Below are 21,647 nucleotides of genomic sequence, written 5' to 3'. Positions count from 1 at the left end.
CGAGCAGGAGATCAAGACGGTCAGCGCGGTCACCTTCGGCATCAGGCTCGGGGGCTCGGGGATCGCATTCGGCGTGCTCGGCGCCCACTACACGGATTTCAGGGGCCTCAACATCTTCAGTTCGGCGCTCGCGCTCGGGCGGAACGGTGGTCGGCGGGGCATTGAGGGTCTCGTCGCCCACGAGCTCGCGCATGCCCTGGTCGACTACGACGGTGAGCGGTTCCGCAGCGCGTTCGGCAGCTGGGACGAGACCGGCGAACGGCCGGTGCTGGCGGACGACGCCGAACCCCCGGTCGACGGTGCCGAGTCGGCGTTCGACGACTTCCACAAGTCGATCGCGGCCGCGCTGCAGGACCCGGACGCGTTCCGCTCACGCGCGCCGCGGCACGCCGCCGCGATCGAAGCCATCAGGGCTGGGAACTCTGCCGTCTTCAGCGGTCCGGCGACCCAGTTCAACGCCGGCCGGATCGCCGAACGGCTACGTGGCGACCTGGCTTCGTTCAACTCGGCCGTCGGCACGTGGACCGAGGACGGCTGGCCTGCCTTCCAGGGTGAGCGGCCGGTCACCCGCTACGGCGCGACCGACTCGGACGAGGACTTCGCCGAGACGGCGATGTTCCACTTCCTCGAACCAGAGACGTTGCGGGACAAGGCTCCTCAGCGGGCCGCGTTCATCGAGGACCTGATCTCGAAATGGTCCGCGCCGGTCGAGGCTTCTGCAGGCGACTTTGTGACTGAGGACTCGCCCGTGGGGGACGATGAGTTCGAGAGCGACGATGACCCGCAGGACGACGAGCACGGTACCGAGCCCGATGAGACCAACGGGGCTGACGACGATGATGCCGCCGAAGAAGAGGGTGAGAGAGGTACCGACCACGGCACGGACGACGAGTCGGAGACCGACAGGTCCGAGACCGATGAGTCCGATGTGGACGAAGATGACGACGCCCCCGATTCGCGCCCGCTGATCGACTTCCGGCGCGGGGAGTTCGACACCGACGAGGACTGGACGCAGTGGTGGAACAGCGTCGTCGCGGACGTCGAGGCGAGGAACGAGGACGAGACCACCACCACCGCAGCGCTTGCGCGGGCGAGTGGGGTAGTAGCCGGGGTGTTCGGGCCTGCCGACACGCAGCGCCGCCGGGCCGATCTTCGGGCCGACACGGAGATCCTGGTCATGGACCAGATCCTCAATGACGGCGGTGACGTCACCGTCAACGCACTGGAGGTCGCCGCGTGGGCGGCTGAACAGTGGCAGGTCGTGGGTTCGGCGCCGATCCGGAACCAGTTCGTCCACCTCTACCGCGTGGACGAGCGTGACGCCGCCTGGGCTGCGGCATGGGACGAGGCGCTGCTTGGGCACGCGTCGATCGAAGGTCCGCAGCCGCATCTGGAACGGGCGCGTGAGTTCGTGACGGAGGCGTTGGGTGACATCGAGTTCGAGGGTGACGTCCAGAAGAACTTCGAGCAGCGTCGCGGTTGGATCGAGGGGATCGTCGACGAGCAGATGCAGGCGGACAACGGTCTCGAAGGCCGGGCCCTCGTGCTGGCGCACTGGCTGGGTCAGCGGATCGTGGACATCGCCGACCTGGAGAGTGCGCCGCGGAACGACGAGGACGCCCAGTCGTGGATCGGCTCCGTGCAACTGGCCGGCGACTCCGACGAAGACCAGGCCGAGGACGAGGAGTTCTCGGACGAAGCGCGCACCGACGACGGTTCCGGGGAGTTGGAGCACGACGGCGCTGTCGATGCCGGCTTCCATGACCGGCTGGCCCACCTCGAGCGCGGCGACGGGGAGATCGCCGACGACCTGATCACCGCTTGGGACACCGAGATCGGCCGGGCCATGACGGAGTTTGAGGGGTTCGCGGTCGCCAACAAGGTCGATCCCGCGACCGCGTTGGACGTCGCGCAGGGCTTTGTCGAGGAGGCGTTCGGTGTTGAGCTGACCGGTTCTGAGGACCATGACGAGTTCCTTCACATCGGCGTCATGTATCTCGTCGCCGAGCAGATCGTGTACGACGACCACACGGTGACGCTCGCACCACAGGAACTGGCGCATTGGGCGGCGGCCCAGTTCCTACCGGCGGTGAATGACGCTGCGGAGATTGACGCCGCGGAGACAGGGGTCGAGTTCGGCGCCGACACCGAGCCTGAGTCCGAGGCGGAACCCGAAGCAGGGTTCGAGGACGAGTCCGAGAGCGAGGTCCCGGTCGTCGGCAGCGTCACGCGCGCTGGTGACGCCTCGTCGATCAACGACCTGCCGTCCTTCAACAGCCTCGTGAGCGATGCGGACCCCGAGTACGACGGTCCGCACGTTGACGAGGACGTTGATGACACACGGTCTGTCGCGGATGACGACGCCATCCTCGACTTCCGCTACCGCCTGGCCCACCTACACCCGGCCGGCGTGGGTTACACAGGTGACTGGGACGCGGAGTTCGCCGCCGTTGCCGGTCGGCTGGCGGCGAACAAGGACATGCGCGCCAAAGCGGACCAAATCGTCGAGGCGGTCTTCGGCAAGCCGCACGCCGGCGTCAGCGATCTGGTCGCCGAGCAGATCTACGCCGACGGTGGCGACACCGAGAACGCCGAGGAGCTCGCTCAGTGGGCGCAGCGGCAGATGGTGGTGCAGGACTACCTGGATCGGTTGGACAGCAAGAACTTCCGGACCGAGGACGAGCGCGCCGTCGCGTGGGAGGAGGCGTACGAGGAGCTCAGCCGGATGGACCTCGGTGTCCAGATCACCGATGCGGCCTTCGAGATCGTGGAGAGTGTCTTCGGGGACATCCCGGAGATGAGCGACGAGCGGCTCCAGAACCTCTCCGAGCGCGAGACGGCTGTGGCGAACCGGTACGTCGGCGTCGCTAGCCTGGTCTCTCTCCAGATCCTGGCGGACGGTGGCTCCACGGAGAATGCGCACGGGTTCGTCGAATGGGTTGAGGAACACCAGCGGGCCGAGCTGCATGACGAAACGTCCAACGAAGACACGGAATCCAGCGGCGACGGCGAGCTCGCCAGCGAGCTCGACAGCGATGGCGAGTCCGGCAACGACCACGGCGAAGTCGAGGTCGACACCACGCGATACCAGGCGCCGCACGGCATCGGGCAGGGCCGCGGGCAGGTCGAGTTCCATGACGCGGCCGACGTGATGCAGCAGATCGCCCAGGCCGTCACGAAAGCGGTCAACGACCGCCACAGGGCGCTCCAGGCCAAGGAATCGTTCCTGCACAAGGTGAAGGCTGCGCTCGAAACCGTCGGTAGGAAACTGACCTCCGAGCCCCGCCCGGAAAAGATCAGCACACGGGAGTTCAACGAGCAGGCCGTCCAGAACCTGCTGAGCAGCGACACGCCGACCAGCCTGCTGGAGGCGATCCTCAACGGCGGTGTCACCCTGCGGATCATGGCCGACACCCCGCTCGGCCAGGTAGAGCAGGACGTCGTCATCCGCGCCACGCTCGGCCCCGGCGACTTCCGGCGCACCGCGCAGGGCCTGCCGCACACGACACCGGTCGAGGGCGAGATCTTCGGCGCGAATCTCAACCCGGACGTTGTCCCGACCGCGCTCAACGAGGTGCCGGACGTCCAGGTGCAGGCCGAGCCGCAGGCGCACTTCAACCACGACCTGCGGATCACGATGGACGCGCCGCTGGGCGAGTTCAACCGCACGGCCGTCATCCGAGGCGCCGTCAACTCGTCGATCGCCGTCACGGAGGCGCTCGCCGAGGCCGCGCCGGCGCCGGAGTCGGAGCCGATCCGGGAGAACCAGGAGCCGTTGCGACGGGCCCAGAAGCGCAAGGGGCACATCGGGTTCAGCGAGAACGCCAGCGTCTGGGCGGAGCCCGCGCCTGCGGTCGAGCTGCACAAGACGATCACCCGGCTGCTGTACCCGGCCGACCCGCCCCGCCGCCGCACGACCAGGCCGGCCGCGACACCGGCCGCCTCCCGACAGATCGTCAACGCGACCGCGCCGGCCGAGCTTTGGCGCAGCGACAACGTGCGCGCGGCGATGTCGGAACAAGGCCGCGTGATCACACCCGACTCCGGCCCGTTGTCCAAGGTGACGATCAAGCTCGACCTTCGTGACAGGCAGCTTCTGGAGAAGATCAGGACGCCGGACGGCCCGCGCTACCGGGTGCGCGCCACGCCGACGTGGGACGTGAAAGCCAGCTACCGCAAGACTTCCGTCAACGACGTCTGGTCCGGCTCGCTGCTCAGCGCCCCGGACACCCCGGTCGACCTCTGGGTGGACGAGCAGGGTCTGTGGGACCTCGGGCTGGGCACGCCGACGAAAGGCGCGAAGGCCACGCACACCCCGGGCGGCCTGGAAACCCTCGCCGAGCAGGACGAGGACGCGGAAGGCGTCGAGAGCACTTTCCGGCCTGACCCGAGGGGGTCGTCGGACCAGGTCCTCGAAGGCATGCCCGACTACCTCGTCAACAGCGAGGGCTTCGGCGAGGCCATGCCGCACACCCAGGTCAAGGGCATCAGTATCGAGAGCGCCTTCCGTGCCATGCTCCCGCAAGGAAAGCGTGTCCTGGTCAAGGGGAAGGGCCGCCCGGACTCTCTCCCGACCGGCAGGCGCAAGCAGAAGATCAAGGGGCTGCACCACGTCGAACGGGCGATGAAGAACGACGTCCCGAGCATGCTCGGCGATGGTCGCGAGTTCACCGTGGAGATCGACGGCAAGCCGCACACGCTGGTGGCGAAGGCGAAGCTCGACTGGACGACCGGCAACGGCGTGCCCGGCAAGCCTCGCTGGACGATGCCTCCGGAGACCCGCTACCGGCGGTTCCGCCGGGCCGACCACAACTACTCGTCCGAATCGTCGCTCTCCCTTCCCGTCACCGTGACGGCGCAGCCGCCGTTGCTCGCCATCGTCACGCCGTCGGGCACGCCGAACGTCAACCAGCAGATGCAGCGCGATGTCTCCGAGGAGCACAAGCGGGCGTCGTTGCTGCTCGACCTCGACCCGCGCGTGAGCGAGGTGGACGTCTCCTACGAGTTCGAGTTGCGGGATGCGGACCGGGACCTCGTCGGCCGGGTCGAGCACGGCGAGAACGCAGGTCTCGGCGGCACGCTGCGCTTCGGCCATCCGAAGGCGCCGCGGGCCAACGGCGGCCGCGGCCTCGTGCCGTTGACCAGCCCGCCGCCGAAGGACTTCGGTCTGGAGGAGCTGCTGGTCAACACACCGGAGGGCGAGTCGTTCTTCGACCAGGTCGCCAAGATGCTGCCGAAGCACATCACCGAGGTGGGCGCGCCTGGCCGGGACGTGCTGCAGGACTTCCTGCACCGCGTGAACTTCAAGGCCGAGCTGATGAGCATGGTCACGACCGATCCGATCGACAACCCGGACTCCAGCTGGCGGCGGTCGGACCCGTTGATCAAGGGGCCGGTGAGCAGCCCGGCGGACATCCCCCGAAGGGGTTCGGCGATCGAGATGCGGGCCGTGGCGCGCAAGGTCGAGATCATCGAGGAGATCGCGGACACCGACGACAAGAAGCACACATCTATCCTGCTCGACTGGGACAACTCGAAGGCTGCCCGCACCGACACGTGGACGGCCAGGCGGCGTGGTGCCCTCAGCGTGTTCGCCGGAACGTTCGTGGCGGCCGGCAAGTTCGTCGTGACGATCGGCGGTCTGCTCGGCGTCAACCACGAGCGGTCGTGGAGCAGCAAGTTCAAGCGTGAGACCGGTATCCGGTTCGAGCACGACTTCGGCGGCAGGTTCATCCGCTACAGGACGGTCTACCAGTTGCAGGTCCGCGTGCTCGGCCAGCCGCCGGTGTTCCTGGAGGGCGACCTCGTCGGTACCCAGGTGACGACGCTGGATCGCGCGCTGGCTTCAGGCATCGTCGATCGCGCTCCCGACGAGCACGCGCCCGAGTACCGCAAGGGTGATGACCGAACGCACTTCGCGCCGGCGCACCTGGAGTCCGGGTTGTCGATGGCGGGTGCAAAGGTCCACTCGTTCCGCGGCAAGGACCGTATCTACGCGGCGATCGCCGACACCTTGCGCAAGGTGCCGAACCACCGCTGGTACCACTTCAGCTCGTCGGAGTTCATCAAGTACTTCGACGACCCCGACCTGGCAGCGGGGCTCAAGTCACTGGTCAACGACACCACGCGGCGGCAGCGCGCGGCCAAGTCGCGGATGTCGGACAAGCAGATGATGCAGCTGATCGACCTACTGCTCGGGCCGGGCCTGGTTGTGCCGCTGGTCAAGCAGGGGCCGTTCACCGACACGGTCGTGATGGTTCGGATCAAGGCCACATTGGAGAGCCTCGCCGACGGCGACCTGCAGATCGAACTGGTCGATTCCACCACGGAGACCCGGACCAAGGAGTACGAGACCCGCACCTTCACCACCGACCGGTCCACCACTGCGGACATCGGTGTCCAGAAGCGGATCACGGGGGCCATAGTCAAGGGCGCCAACGTGTTCCTGGCGACCCTGAGGCTGGGACGCACCTGGTCGTCGTCGGTCTCGATCGCCAACGACACGGGCAAGGTCACCGAGCACAAGCACGCCGGCACCAAGCTCACCGAGGCGGGCGGCCAGAACGACACGCCGATGCGGCACTTCGCTGGTGACCTGAGGCTGATCCCCGAGGTCACGACGTACACCCGCACGAACAAGATGCTGCGCAGGATCAGTCTCGGCAAGCCCGGCCGGCACGGGCTGGACGTGCGGCCGGTCGTGCTGACCGGCCCGTTCGCCGGCCTGACCCGGGACCAGTCCGACCCGGCCGACCCGCTCGGCCAGACCGTTCCCGTCGAGCTGCTGGTGCCGAACCACCTGGTGACGACGGGCCGGGCGCCGGACCCGATCACGGTCACGCCGACCCCGGCGCAGGACCTGCCAGGCGACACGCTGATCGACAATCTGCCCAAGGGGGACCGGACGGTGGAGGGCGCGGACGTCCTGTCCGTCGCCGGCACCGAGCACATCGTCGACTCGGTGTTCCGGATGCTCGACCGCGCCTCCGGCGACCCGGCTTTCGCGCAGCGCACCGGCTCCAACGCCGAACTGATCACCGACCAGTTCTCCCCGGAGGCGTTCCGCAAGGATCCGCGGATCTTCGGCAGGGTGCACGTGGTCGAGGGCATCGGGCACGAACGCCGCCGCGCCGACGTGCACGCGCGCGCCGGTGTCGTGCTGAAGCCGGTCAACCCCAGGCGACTCGGTCCAGAGGAGTACCAGCGGACCAAGAACACCACCGTCAGCGGCACCGCCGTCAGCATGGGCAAGGGCGCCACGACATCGGTGAGCGCCGACCTCACCAACCTGGACGCGATCAGCGGGACCGCCGGCCCGATGGCAGGCGGTGCCAAGGGTGCTCCCGAGGGTGTGTTCATCTTCAGCTTCTCGCCGTGGTCGGCGAGGTTCGGTCGCAAGCGCGCCCAGCGCATCCAGGGCATCGAGAAGAGCCACTTCACGCCGAACCCGACCAAGCGGATCCTGATCTCGGTCGGCGTGGAGGCCTCGGTCGTCGCCGAGACGCAGGTCCGCGGCAACCTCGACTTCGCCGAGCTCAAGTCGCGACCTCCACTCGCCGCCGCGGGCGAGACGTTCACGTTGAACGACTCGGTGCTGATGTGGGTGACCGAGGAACAGCTGGCGGAGCTGGAGCGCCAGGACGTCGAGCGCCGGGCCGCCGCCAGCCCGTACTTCCCTGACCTGGACACGTTCCCGCAGATCCCCAGCCTGGATTCGCTCCCGGAAATCCCCGACCTCGACGCGCTCCCGGAAATCCCGGACATCGAGTCGGACGCCAGCTCGGACGCCGACGAGACCCCCGCGGCGGAGAAGCTGCCCGCACCGGAGTCGATGCAGAACCCGCACGTCACATCACTGGGCATCGGCGGCGTGGTCGGCAAGATCGACATCAGCGAGGTGATCGACGACCTTCGCCAGGCGATCACCGACCACCCGGAGCTCGGCGCAGAGGCGGCCGAGCAGCTGCTGCCGAAGTCGCCGCTCACCAGCTCGCACAACAACACACGCGCGGTCAACGAGCTGCTGTCCAACGTGCACCAGATGTTCACCACCGTGATGAACGGCGGCGTGGGCACGCCGCTGCGGGTGGAGTTCCGGTTCTCCGGCCGCACCTACGTGTTCACAGTCGAGGGCGAGTGGACGACGTTGCCGACCGACGGCGAGATCGAGATCGTCCGCAAGTTGGCGGCTCGCACCATCGTGTCCTTCGGCGAGACCGACGAGAAAATCTTCGGCCAGAACATCGTCGATGTCGCCGCTGTCGTGCGTGCGCACGGGCAGTTCTCGGACCCAGGAGGCCAGGGCTCCAAGCCGACCTCCGGCAACCTCGCCGTGGGTCTGCGGGCTGGCTACATCGCGCTGGCGCAGACGCACGCAGAGTCGCATTCGCACTCGCAGTCAGCTGGTTCCTACGGCGCGATCCGCGGACCCGTGGGTTCCTACTCCGGTGTCATCAAGCTGACGGCCAAGATCGAACGGAAGCTGGGCTTCGACAAGGACAGCCAGGAGAACACCAACAACGGCGCGGTCGTCTCCAAGGTCGTCGAGAAGCAGATCAAGATCCGGAAGATGCCCGAGGAGACGCTGCTCCCACCGGGCAGCACGAAGCCGCTCGGCGCCGAGGGCGAGATCCGGACGCTGCCCGCCTCCGACGCGAAGGACATCGCCGGGTGGCGGCAGGACGCCGACAAGAGCCTCGCGCTCCCCGACTCCGGCGACTACGAGGTCGAGCACTACTTCGGCATGATCAAGACGTTGCGTGCCGCGGCGAAGGTGGCACTGGTGAACTCCGGCGTCACGGTCGACACGAAGGTCGCGCTGGCTGTGGACGCGGCCATCACGCCCGCCACCGTGAAGGCGGGCATGCCGGCCATGCGCGCGGGCCTGTTCAAGTTCCCGGTGGCGGGGCTCGACCGCGATGTCGAGTTCCACGCGCGGCTCAAGCCCGGCCCGAAGCTCGCGTCCGCCAGTGGCCGCGTGGAGATGGACAGCTTCACCGGCGACGCCGCGAGCGACTCCGTCGAACTGACCTCCGGCAGCGAGTACTCGGCGGGTGGGCTGCTGCGCGGCAACGGTGGCACCGACCACTCCGGTGGCACGCGGAAGGACTTCGGGTCCGTGCAGACGCTCGCCGTGCTGGAGCGGTCGGGGCCGTCGAACCGGCCGGACAAGACGGTCAACATCAACGTCTACACGGAGATCACCTCCAGCCGCGACCCGAGGTTCAGCCACCGCACCCCCCACCCCAGCCTGTCGTCGCGCGGTGTGCTCGCGGACGTCGAGTTCAAGGTCGTGGCGACGAAGCCGGGCTCCACGTCGAAGGTCGGCGTCGCCGGGGTCTCCGTCGACAACGCCTACCTCGTCCGGATGCGCGAGTCCTCCGCCGAGCGGCTGCTGGGCCCGCTGCCGAAGCCGCTGGTCAAGGCCGTCTCCGACTTCACTGCGGCGAGCAAGACGTGGACGAACGCCGTCGGCACGTTGGAAGGCGCTCTGTCGGTGGACGCGAACGCCGACGTGACGGCCCTGCAGGCCGCGGTCGACACCGCCAAGGCGGCGTGGTGGGACTCGATGCGGGAGTACCACCGGCAGCTGCGGCTGGCGCAGGAGCCGGGCTCGGTCAGCGCGCTGGATCTGGAGGCGAGACAGGAGATTCAGCCCGTCGGGGGCGTGCTGCGTCCCGTGCCCGCGCCGGAGTTCCTCGCGGACTTCGACTTCGATGCGCTGCCCCCGGCCGCGCAGACCTCGTTCTTCGAGTCGCTGAATCTGCTGCACACGGCGCCGTCTGCCGTCGTCGCGCCGTCCTCGCGCCCCTCCACGGTGATCAGCGCCAACGGCCGCGATCTGCCGAAGATCGTCCACGTGCCGGTGCTGGGCGGTCCTGTCGACGACTCCGCCTGGGCGTCGTTGGCGGTCACAGCCAAGACCGCCCGAAGTGAGGGCTGGACGCCGGTCCTGGTGACCGATGTGCCGCGCGCGGCCTTCGTCGCGGCCCGAGCCGGTGACCCGCACCTGACCGACCTGCTGCGGATGGACCGGCTGGCGCGGCAGCACGGGTTCCTGGTAGTCGACGTCGACGAGGTGTTCAACGCCGACGCGCCGATGGAGGACCAGGACCTGTTCTCCGCCGCGAACGACAACATGACCGACGAGAGCCGTGACCTGGCCCGCGCGGTCCTCGGCGCGGAGCTGACGCGGCGCTTCGGCGGCATGGTCGTGTCCGCCGAGTACGCGCTGACGGACATGGGCACGTTCACCGCCGCGGTGTCGACCGAGTACGGCTTCGCGCTTGGCGACCCTTCGGTCACAGACGTGCCGCCGGTACTGGTCGTGCCGCACAGGCACCCGTTCGCCGACCATTACGCGCAGCAGCTGGGCGACCTCGTTCGCACCGGACGTCCCGGCAACGCGAACACCGCCGCGATGACGGCCGCCGGGACGTTCGGCGCCGTCCCGCTGATCAAGGACGCCGCTCAGTTCCAGGGCGACTCCTCGGACCCCGGCACGTCGACGCTCGCGGATCTCGTTGACCTCGTCGGCAGCGTTGTGGAGACCCTCAGCAGGGGGCTGCGCGCTCGTGGCGACCTGGATTTCTCTGTGGTGGGAAGGTACTTGCGCGACCACCCGCAGGGCGCGGTCGTGTTGGAAGCCGCGGTGGCGACCATCGCCCGTGAACAGGCGTGGCGCGACATGCTCCGCACAGTCACGATGCCCGACCGAACTCCTGATATGTGGAACGTGTCCGAGGAGGCTGAGAAGTGGCTGAACATCGCTCCTGACTGGGTTGCCACGACGCGCGGGCTGACCAGAGAGGCGCGCTTCCACGCCGATGTGATCTCGTTGCCGGACGTGAGGCCGGAGCGGGACAGCCGCGAGGCTGCCGCCGTGCTCACGCTGAAGATCCAGCACGCCGGCACGAACCGCGCGGATGCGCTGCGAGACGGCCCGAACGCCGCGACCGATGACGTACTCGACCTGGCGATCCAAGACGGTTCGATCACGTTGGCCGACGAGGCCGCAACGCTCGCGCTGGCGACCCAGATCCGCGACGCGTTGCGGGACGGCCTTGAGCACCGGGCCGGCACCCTGGCGTTGGACACGGCGCTCGAGCTGGCGAACCGGCACGAGCGGCCCGGTGTCGTGCTGCGGGCGGCGGTGTCCGCGATCGCCGCGGATCCCGCGGACGTGGGCAGGGTGCGGAGCGTCGCGATGCCGCCCGCGACCGAGGACTCGCCGGTCCGGGACGTGTTCGACCTCCTGATCTTCCGCACGCCGCTCGGTGCGGAACTCGGCCTCGATTCGGATCTCGACCCGCCCCGTGGCCGGACGGCTCGCGCCCATCCCGTCATTCTCGTGCCGGCCTCCGAGGTCGCGCCGCAGCTGCCGGGTTCGGTGAAGTTCCGCTTCTACAGTTTCACCGGCGACACCGCCCAGCCCACACCCGAGGTTCGGGATGCCCTGGAGCTGCAGGCCGAGCAGCTCGCCGAGGCGATCGTCACCCGGCACAGGCTGGGCATGGCCGCGCCAGAGGTGGTGATCGAGGGCGGAGGGACGGAGCTGGGCAAGGAGCGCCGCAACAACATCGCGGCGCTGTTCGAGATGGCGGTCGATCGCCAGCTGGAGCTGACGCAGCACGACGTGGATCCGAGTGCGCGCATCTCCCGTGACGACGTGCGCCTCTCGGTCCGGACGACCGACGCCGACGCCCACCGGACGGCCAGCGTGCGCGTCATCGTGGACGGCACGGTGGCCGCCCCTGGCCGCACAGAGGAATCGCCTGCCACACCATTCCCCGCGGTGCCGGAAACGCGCACCGCGCCGCCGGTCGTCGTCGAGGTCGGCGAGAACGGCGAGATCTCCGACAACGCGCAGCTGGTGGACTTCTTCCGCGACGTGGCCGCCGCAGGGCCCGAACCCCACGTGGTCGTGCGTGGTGGCGGGGACCAGGGTGGATCGCTGCGCAAGAAGGTGATCCGGGTTCTGACCGACGTGTTCAACAGGGTCACGCGCAGGCCGAACGCCGTCGTCATCACCGAGGAGGCGGGCGACGGGCCGGTCACCATCCGGGTCGACCGGACACAGACCAGGAACAGCCCGGAGGGCGTCGAGGCGTTCGCGCCCAAGCCGGTCACCGTGCCGGAACACGTCCGGGAGAGCCGTGCGCTCGGCCTGGTGAAGGCGACCCAGGAAACGAAGACCGGCGCACAGGTGGCGGGGCTTGTGTCCACCGTGCTGACCGGCGAGGTCGACGGTCTGACCGCCATCGAGACGACGGTGGACACCGACAGCGAGTTCGGGTCGTTCCTCGGCGACGGCCGTGAGTTCCAGGTCAAGGTCGGCGACACGTGGTACGCGGTGACGGTCCTGGCCGAGCTCCAGACGCCGCAGCACCCGATGTCCAAGGGCGGGGCGAGCGCCAACCACAAGGCCGACCTCAGCGGACTGGACCCCAAGTCGGTGTCCGCGAACAGCACCATCGCCACCGGCGGCGACGTGGGTGCGACCGCCACGTTCACCTCGGGCGTCGGCCCGACCGGCTCGATCGGCGCGCGGGTGTCACTGGGCGCGCCCACCGTGTCGCAGTCGCATTCGACCGGCGTGCAGACGTACCGCGGCCTGTTCCCCGGCGAGACGGCGCTGCAGACCGGCGTGCCGGTGAAGTGGTCGGTCACCGTGGTCGACGCCCAGCTGCAGCAGGTCGGCACGGACTCGTTGCAGCACGACGTCACGCTGAGCGTGCCGAACAAGAAGAACTCGCTGCCAGTGGGCACCGACAAGTCACGGCGCTCGATTGATCCGGGCGTGACGCCGAAGCTGATCACAATGCTCGGCGAGGCCGTCACCCGCGTGCAGGACAGGTTCGCCGAGATCGCGGCGATGATGCACCCGTCCATCACCAAGGTCGGTGCACCCGGCCGCACGACGCTGAAGACGTTCCTCAGCGCGGTGAACCTCACTGCCGAGCTCCCGAGCATGATCGACAACTGGGTCTCCTCCGCCGACCTGGTGAGCCCGCATGGCCGCCACGGCGCCGCGGTGCGGATGAAGGCCGTTATCAAGGAAGCCAAGCTCCTTGACGACTACGACGACACGACCCTCGCGCTGCACGACGCGTCCACCAGGGGCGTCACGAACACACCGGTGTCCAAGAAGGGCTTCAGCGTCTCCGGCAGCCTCGGCGGCGGAGCCACCACGGGCCAGGTCGGCGGTGCGGCGTTGCTCGGCGCCAGCATCGGCGTGTCGAACAGCGAGTCCACTCCGGCGGGCGCGCAGGGCAAGCACGAGATCGGCACCGACGTGAAGGGCCGCACCGGCGCCTACGCGGTCAACGCAGTTGTGACCGTGCAATCGGCGGAGGGCCAGGAGGTCGAGGTCGAGGTCGAGGCGATCATCCGTCTCAGCCTCGCCGAGGCTGAGAAGCACGGATTCGCGGTACCGGAAGGCTTTGACGGCACCGAAGTTCAGCCGCCCGCCGACGGCAAGCAGCGCTTCCTGCCGCCCTACCTCGCCTACGACATGGCCACCGGCAACGCGAAGATCGGCCGGTTCGACCAGATCGACAAGGTCAAGGAGCAGATCGAGGAGACCCTGTCCCGGATCGACGGGTTCGAGGACTTCCTGCCGACGTGGGGTACGCGCCAGGAGCACAAGCCCTGGTACCACGTCGATCTGACCGCGGTGAAGGCCCAGATCGCGACGGCGTTGTCCGGGGTGTTCGGCGGGTTCGAGAACGCGCTGCGGAAGATGGCGGAGGCGAAGTCCCGTCTCGGCGACGACTACGCGCAGTTCGCCGAGATGATGACGAACCAACGGATGCTGGACACGAACCTCGCGCCCGGCGCGACGAAGTCCCAAATGGACAGTCTGTTCGGCAAGAATCTGCCGATCGTGTTCAAGCGCCGCGGGTTCTACTCCAACGACTACGTGCGCGTCACCGTCAAGGCGAAGCTGAACGACACCAAGTACGACGGCGAGGTCGTCGACCGGGTCGTCCGCAGCTCGGACACGCGCGAGTCGAAGATGGGCGCGAGCAGCAACCGGGCGTTCTCCTACTCGGTGGGCCCGGAGGCCAGGCTGATCATCCCGACCACGCCGGACGACTCGTTGCTCGTCGTAGTGCCGAACACGTCGATCAAGTACAACTCGTCGACCACGCACCAGAACACGTCCGGCCCGCTGACGGTCAACTTCCTGGTGAACGCGGGAAGCTCGACCAGTCACCGGTTCTCCAGCGGCATCTCCTACGAGGTCACCATCGAGACCTACTCGCGCCCGAAAGCGTGGGTGCGCCGCCTGCTACCGGGCCTGCCGGGCTGGCAGACGCCGAAGGTCAAGACGATCGCGCAGACCGCCGCCGCGGACCAGACGGCAGCCGACCCCGACACCATCTCGCTGGACCGGGTCACGGGCGACGTGCAGCTGTTCCTGCCGGACAGCTCGGTGTTCACCGAGGACCCGTCGCAGTTCCGCCCTGGCACGCCGGTCGAGCCGGAGCGCATGGCGGAGGCGCCGTCGATCACCGACCTGCTGCTGCACCCGAGGGCCGTGCCGGCAGGTCAGACCGCGGTCACCGAGTGGCTGCACGTCGAGGCCTTCACCGGTGCGGACAAGCTGGAGGAGGCCGCCCTCGCCGCGCTGGACCAGGCGGCCGGTGGTGACCAGGTGCTGAGCCTGCCCGGTTCCCCGTCGAGACGGGCCGCCGACCAGATGTTCGCGCCAGAGCACGTGAAGGCGAACATGAACCACGCGGTGAACACCGGCCTGCAGGAGAACGCCCTCAAGTACGGCCGTCGGCTGGAGGACCGCTTCGGTGCGCTGGGCACGAAGATGGTGCTGACCAACCCGAAGCTGGTGTCCATTTCGGACAACACGGCGATGGAGTACTCGTCGGTCGGTGGCACCAGGGCGGGTGCGTCGAAGTCCAAGAGCAAGGGCTGGGACTTCAGTTGGGGCACGGTGCTGATCGCGGCGCCGTGGGCCAGTGCGCAACGCCCGACCATTGGCCGCGGTGGTGCCGCGATCTCGAACAAGTTCTTCTCGTGGCGCGACACGGTCACGAAGTTCCGGGAGATGACCGGGCTCGGCGAGCGCAAGCGCAACCTGCCCGGCACCAGTCGCACTGTGCTGATCCAGGTCGACGCGAACGTGGACATCGTCGCCGAGAGCCGGGTCGGCAGCCTGATGCACAGCAGGCAGAACGGGCGCGAGGGCGTCCACGTCGTGCTGCCCGGCGCGGTCTACCTACGGGTGAGCGAGGAGCAGGCTCGCGCGCTCGGGTTGCTGCCCGAGGTGACGGACCGGCCCTGGACCGAGAAGGGCACCCTCGCGCCGCCGTCGACGATTCGCGAGGGAGAGCCGAGCACTATCGGTTTCGGTGTCTTCGAAGAGCTGCCGGATCTCACGCCGATGGTGCCGGCCCTGCGGGCCAAGCTCGGCGAGACCGGTACCAACCTGATCCCGGACGCCGTTCTCGACGACGCGATGAACAACCTGCAACGCATGCTCGACCTGGCGGACAAGGAAACCGTCCGGGCGATGATGGACAGCACGCTGGACGGCGGCACCCCGCTGCTCGCACACGATCCCAAGCTCTTCGGCCGCGACTCGTACCAGGTCGTGCTGAAGGCCAAGCCGGGCAACCCGAAGTTCCGCGACGTCGTCAACGACGGCGTCAAGATGAACAACATCCTCGTCTACTTCGGACGTGAGGCCGAGACGAAGTCGCACTCGAGGGTGTGGAGCGCGAGCATCCGGGCGTTGCTCGGCGTGATCCCGCACGCGGTCAGCCCGGCGCACACCGGCAACCTGACGAGTTCGGCGGCGACCGAGGCCGGCCAGTCCAGAACGGTGTCGAACACGACCGCGTTCACGGCACTGGACGTGCACGTCCTCGACGCGGACGGCCCGACGGCCAGGTACTCGGTACCGGTCGACTGGGAGCTGGAGATTCGCAAGCCTGACGGCACGACGGTGTCGGTCACGATGTCCGAGCTCATGACCATGCGCGTGCTGGCGGACGACCAGTCGTCGACGCCCGCGCCCGCCCCGGGACACCGGGAGACGCGGCGTCGGCCGGAGAGCGAGGCCACCGCTGAGGCGCTCGCGCAGTGGAAGTCCGAGGGCGTCAACCTGCCAAAGACCGTGCACCCGCAGACAACGGTCGGTGCCGAGGAGCTGCAGTCGGTCGCACTGCAGGCGCTCACCGCGGCCGGTCTGAGCGCGAACGCCATCGGTGCGGCCAAAGGCCTGACTAACACCGCCCTGTCCGGGCTGGGCGCGGAACGCGTGCGCACCGCCGTGGTCGACGCGTCCCACGAGGGCGTCGTGCTGCCGGAGCTGCACGAGACCGCGCTGCCGTCCGGCAAGCACGCCACGCTGGAGGTGCACTCCAGGCTGGTCGAGCCGCGGTTGACCGGTCTGAGCGACGACGTCACCATGATCAACCAGCGGGCGCTGATCCCTGGCATCGGCAGTGAGTTCGCGGCGGGCGAGAGCATCGAGACCGTCTTCGCGGTCAACGGCGAGCTGGGCACCACCAACGGTAAGTCCGAGAAGGTCCGCGACGCTGGCGCCAGGTTCGGCGACTTCGACGCCAAGGCCGCGTTCGGCCAGTCCGAGTCGTTCGGCGGCGACGTCGGCGCGGCCCGGCAGGAGGGCGCCGGCGACAGCGGCCGGACCGGCCTGGTGACCTACGACGTCGAATACCGGATCATCGCCACTGTGGACGGTCGTACGGCCGTGTTCGACGTGCATCGCAGTCGTTCAGGACAGATCCGCGTCGCCAAGGTCGATCTCGCGACCGCGCTGGGGCGGCCCGTCTCCGCCGACGTGAACACCGCTCAGGACGAGGTGAAGAAGCAACGCGACGCCTGGCGCGCGGAGGAGCGCAAGGTCGAGGAGGCACAGCACGAGTTCGACGACTTGGTCAACGCGAACGCGGCGGCGCGCGCTCGGGCGGACGAGACGCTGCGGCTCGCTTCGCTGGACGTCGACAGCGCTCAGGAACGTCTGGACGCCGCCCGGACGGCGTTCGCGGGCCTGGACGCCGAGGCGCGCAGGCTGGAAGCCGCCGTGATCGCCATCGAGGACCGCTTCGGCGAGCTCGCCGGGCAGCTGGCGGGTCTCCCGTCCGGCGCGTCCGACGCCACACAGCGGGCAGAGATGGACGAGCTCGCGGCCCGGCTCGACGACGTGAAGCGCGAGCAGGCAGCGCTGCCCAGGCTGCGGGAAGCGGTGGTCAGGGCCGAGGGCAGCCTGGCGCTGAGCCGGGAGTTCGCGGACGAGGCTGCTTCTTCGGTCGCCGCGCTCCAGGGCCCGCGTGATGTCGCCGCGGCGAAGATCCAGGCCGCGCGGGACGTCGCGGACGCGGCGCGGACCGCGTGGTGGACCGCGAAGCTGGAGCTGGAGCGGCGGATTGAGGCGTTCAACGCGGTTCCCGTGGTGAAGCCGCCGACCGCGCCGGGCGGCGACTCGGATCCTGAACCGAGCATGCTGTCCTCCGACACGGACTGGGTGAAGATCCCTGTTGACGAACAAGCACGGCACGCGCCGGTGCTGAACGACTCGTTGGCCGCGACGCTCACCGCTCTCCGCGAGCACGAGGCCTTCAAGCAGCCGGTCGCCGCCGGCACGCTGTACGACCTGGTGCACCGCGCGCTGCCCGCGGGTGATGCGTCGACCCGCCCCGGCGATCTGCGGGACATCGTGGTCTTCACTGCTCTGAAACTGCTCGACGACGGCGTGGAGCTGCGCGATGTGGCGCCGTTCAGCCTGGAACGCCTGGTGGCCGTCATCGCCCAGCACGGCTCGGCGAAGACCAGCGAGGAATCGGTGCGGTCGCGTGACTTCGTGGGACGCCTGATCGCCACGCACCTGGACCGGGACCTGGTCCTCCACGATGGCGCCGAGCAGGTCGTGCTGACCCCGTTCAACGGGGAGGCCTATGGCAAGCCCTTGCACCTCAGGCAAGACTCGGATACAGCTCCCGCGCCGCACCCGGACGCGTTGACGCAGTCGTCGTCGGCGCCGCTCGACGAGCCGTCCGCTTCCGACGAGCTGAACCCGCTGGCCCCCGACGGGGAGTTCACGTCCGGCGAGCTGCCTGTCGGGAAGCGGCCTATGCACCCTGACGAGGTCGCCGCAGAGCTGAAGCTGCACGAGGCCCGTGCCGCGGTCGCGGCCGCCAGGACTAGGGCGCTCGCCGCGCAGGCCGAAGTCGACCGCCGCGCGCGCGAGCGGGTGCGGGCGCGTTACCCCGAGGTCACTCCGTTGCCTATGCCCACGAAGGCCGACCGGGAGTGGGTGCTGAACGAGGACAACGACCTGCGGATCCTGGACAAGGAGACCCAGATCGCGTATCTCATGGCTCGCATCGACCTGAAGAAGGCGTCCAGGGAGCTCGTGGCGAAGTCGGCTCCCGCAACGCGCCTGGCCGGTCCGGTGGCGCCGACTGTGCTCGGCGACGACTCGTGGTGGAACAGCACGGCGCACACAGCTGAATGGTTCGAGCCGCGGAACCCGGTCAGCGAAACGGCCATTCTCGCGGCACGGCAGAACGCCCCCGTCTCCATCGTCCGCGGTCGGCTGGTCGACGCGCGCCGGATACCCCGCAGGCGGCCCAAAAATGACCTGAACGTGCCGGACGTACCGACGGACGCCTACCAGCAGGAACTGGAGTTCAAGACCGAGCTGTTGACGGCAGAGGAGCAGGAGGACCTGCAATTCAAGCGCGAGTTCGACGCGTTGCCGCCATACGTGCAGAAGGCGATCAAGGACGCGGAGGCGCTCAGAGCGTTCTACCGGTCGGTCGGCTCGCTGGGGTTCTTCCAAAACGACATCGGGTTCGACCGGCGGCGGTTCAACGTGGGCGAGACGACGGTCCAGGACTTCACCGTCCGCCTGCACCTGGATGTGCCTCCCGGGGCCACCCCGCAGCAGGTCGTCGACCTGAAGCGGCGCGCATTGACGGGCGTGCACCGGTTCTTCAACCAGGGCAACAGGTTGGGCTCCGGCGACCAGTTCCACGTCACCGTCCAGTTCGTGGACTCGCCAGATGCGGCGCACCACGTCGTGAAGATCGTGGCCGGCACCGACACGGTCCGCTCCAGCTCGAACAGCTGGTGGCTGCACGAGCGCGAGGCCGTGTTCGCGCACGAGATCGGGCACCTGCTCGGGCTCGCCGACGAGTACAAGGACCTGAACTCGGCGTTCCGCGCCAATGTCAGCGCCACCGGCGTGCACAATGACCGTGGCCTGATGACGGTCGGCTTCGACAAAGAGACGGCATCGGTCAAGCCGCGTAACCTGTTCCGGATCGAGCGGACCGCCGACGCGCTCGGCTCGGTGCCAGAACCGTCGTCCAGCGGCTACCGCGGCAAGGGCGTCGATCCGGGGCCGCTGCTCACCGGTGACCCGATGATCGACGTGCCGGACGCGCCGACGACCCTGTTCTCCGCGCCCGGCAGGGAACTGATCGACGGCGCCGATCTGGCCGCCGACCTGGAGATCGTGCAGCTCGAGTCGGACGGTCCCGGGGTGCTGCTGAACGACTCGGAGTCGGCGTCGCCCCCGGTGTCGGACCTGAGCCTCGATCTGGGAGCCGTGGAGGTGAACGAGCCGTCAGGTGACGCGCTCTGGAACTCGGCTGCTGGGGTCGACAGCGTGATCAATCTTGAGGTGGGCACCGCTCCCGCACCGGAAATCGTCGAAGAGATGGCACCGTTCGCCCCTTCGCCCGCCCCGATCCAGGCCGTCTTCGCCGGTCTTGACATCGCCGGTGTGGAGCATGTGTTCACGGTTGGCGACGTTGCAGGCACCGTGTTGCCCGCGTTCGACGAGGGTGGTTTGCGGGGCTTGTCGTTGACGGTTTCTTCGGAGGGTGACCGTGCGTTCCGGGTCGCGAAGGCGGCCAGGGATGAGTACGCCCATTTCTTGCCGTGCAACCGCACTGGTATGCAGGAGATCCGCAATCCGTTTGCGGCTGACGCGGGGAACGACGAGGCGGTGGTGATCGACGTTGACGGGAACGCGCTGTTGTTCAAGTTGCCGCTGCGTGACGGTCGGGTGCTGACCGTCAGCGGGGCCGTGCTCGCTGATGTTGTGGTGGCCAGCGGGGTGCTCGGTGCGAAGCCGGTGAAGTCGGTTGTTCTGACGACCTCCGGCTCGGCCGAGTTGCGGGGTACCGGTGGCGCCGCTTTCGGTTTCCAGCGTGCGCTGTCGGCGAAGATCGGCCCGGTCGACGTGCACGCACCGATCAAAGCTCTCGGTCTCGACACCGGCATGCCCGACACGAACGCGGACGCCCCCAGGTTCGTCTACCGCACCGCCGCCAAGTGGCGAACGTTCACGCCGTCGTCGAAGGGGGACATGGATCCGGGCAGCACTGAAGCGCAGACTAACCCCTACCTGGCCTACGATCTGAGCGGCAAGCCCCGGTGGGTGGGCTCGCGGCACGTCGCCGTCGTGCCCATGCACGACCCCGTGACCAAAGCCGTGATCGGGGTGTCCTTCCCGTCTGGTGGCGACGAGGCTCAGCTGCGCAAGGACCTGAACCTCGAGCGCACCTGGCTGACCACTCCTGACCGCGGCGTGGCCTACACCGACTCTGCCTACTCCAATGACGACTCAGACAACGGCCCCGGCTACAACGCCGCAGAACTGCAGATCCGGCAGGTCCGGCAGGAGCCGTGGGACAAGAGCGCCTTCATGTTGTTCGGGCATGGTTCGCCGCATTTCTTCCTGATCATGGATACCAGCTACAACCAGATGAAAACGACCGGGAGCGTGTACGGGCAGATCGTCGAGGATTGGTTCCTCGCGAGGATCGGGAAGCCCCTGGGCAAGATGTTCAGCGAAGCGGCGACGCTGGTATGCGCGCCCGCCGCGACGGACGGTCCCGGTTCGGCGGCCTTCGACGCCTTCGGGAAGATGACCGTGCAGCAGTTCTTCGGCTCGACCACCACGACGGCGAATGGGATCAGAGCCATCATCGTCGAGAAGGGTGGCAGGTTCAAGCAGTTCGACCGTGCGGCTGACGGCTCGATCACGGCGACGGTGGTCGAGCCAGGACCCGCGATGGGGCTGCCGCAGGGCTTCAGTGATGAGGGCCTTGAGAACGCGGTCGTGTCCAACAACGGCTCGTTGGGCGGTCAGAACATCGACACGGTGGTGAATCATGCCGCCAACTTGGTGCGCAGTGGTGACATCGAGGCTGCCCGCAATGTTCTGTCCGATGTGGAAGGTCGAGCTGAGCGGGTTGCGTCCACTGCCGAGGGTGAGGCCGAGTCGCTGGCGGACCAGATTCGGCACCAACTAGACATGTTCAGCGGGATTGACGTCGCCGACCCGCAAGCATCACCGAACGTGGAACCAGACGTGTGGGATCAGGAAGGGGTACGTACACAGCATCGCCTTGCGAACACGCAGACATCGTTCTCGAACGCCGCTGCGCCGAGCCAGTTGCGCCCGTCGCCCCTTGCGCCACCGGCGTCGTCGCCCGCGCTGAAGACGAATGCGCCGTTGCCGCACCTGCCGCTGGCGATGACGTCGTCGGCCGCCTTCGCCGGTCTTGACATCGCCGGTGTGGAGCATGTGTTCACGGTTGGCGACGTTGCAGGCACCGTGTTGCCCGCGTTCGACGAGGGTGGTTTGC

General features: G+C 68.3%; 1 pseudogene (running past one end of the window). It reads left to right on the top strand.

The features are described from left to right. A pseudogene (locus BM417_RS45140) lies at positions 1–21,647 on the top strand (hypothetical protein); its annotated part reaches 13,472 nt to the left of the window's first position; the annotation flags it as partial.

Origin of the sequence: Lentzea waywayandensis (genome assembly GCF_900115955.1) — a bacterium.
Lineage (GTDB): Bacteria > Actinomycetota > Actinomycetes > Mycobacteriales > Pseudonocardiaceae > Lentzea > Lentzea waywayandensis.
This window is presented reverse-complemented; position numbering and strand designations above follow the sequence as displayed.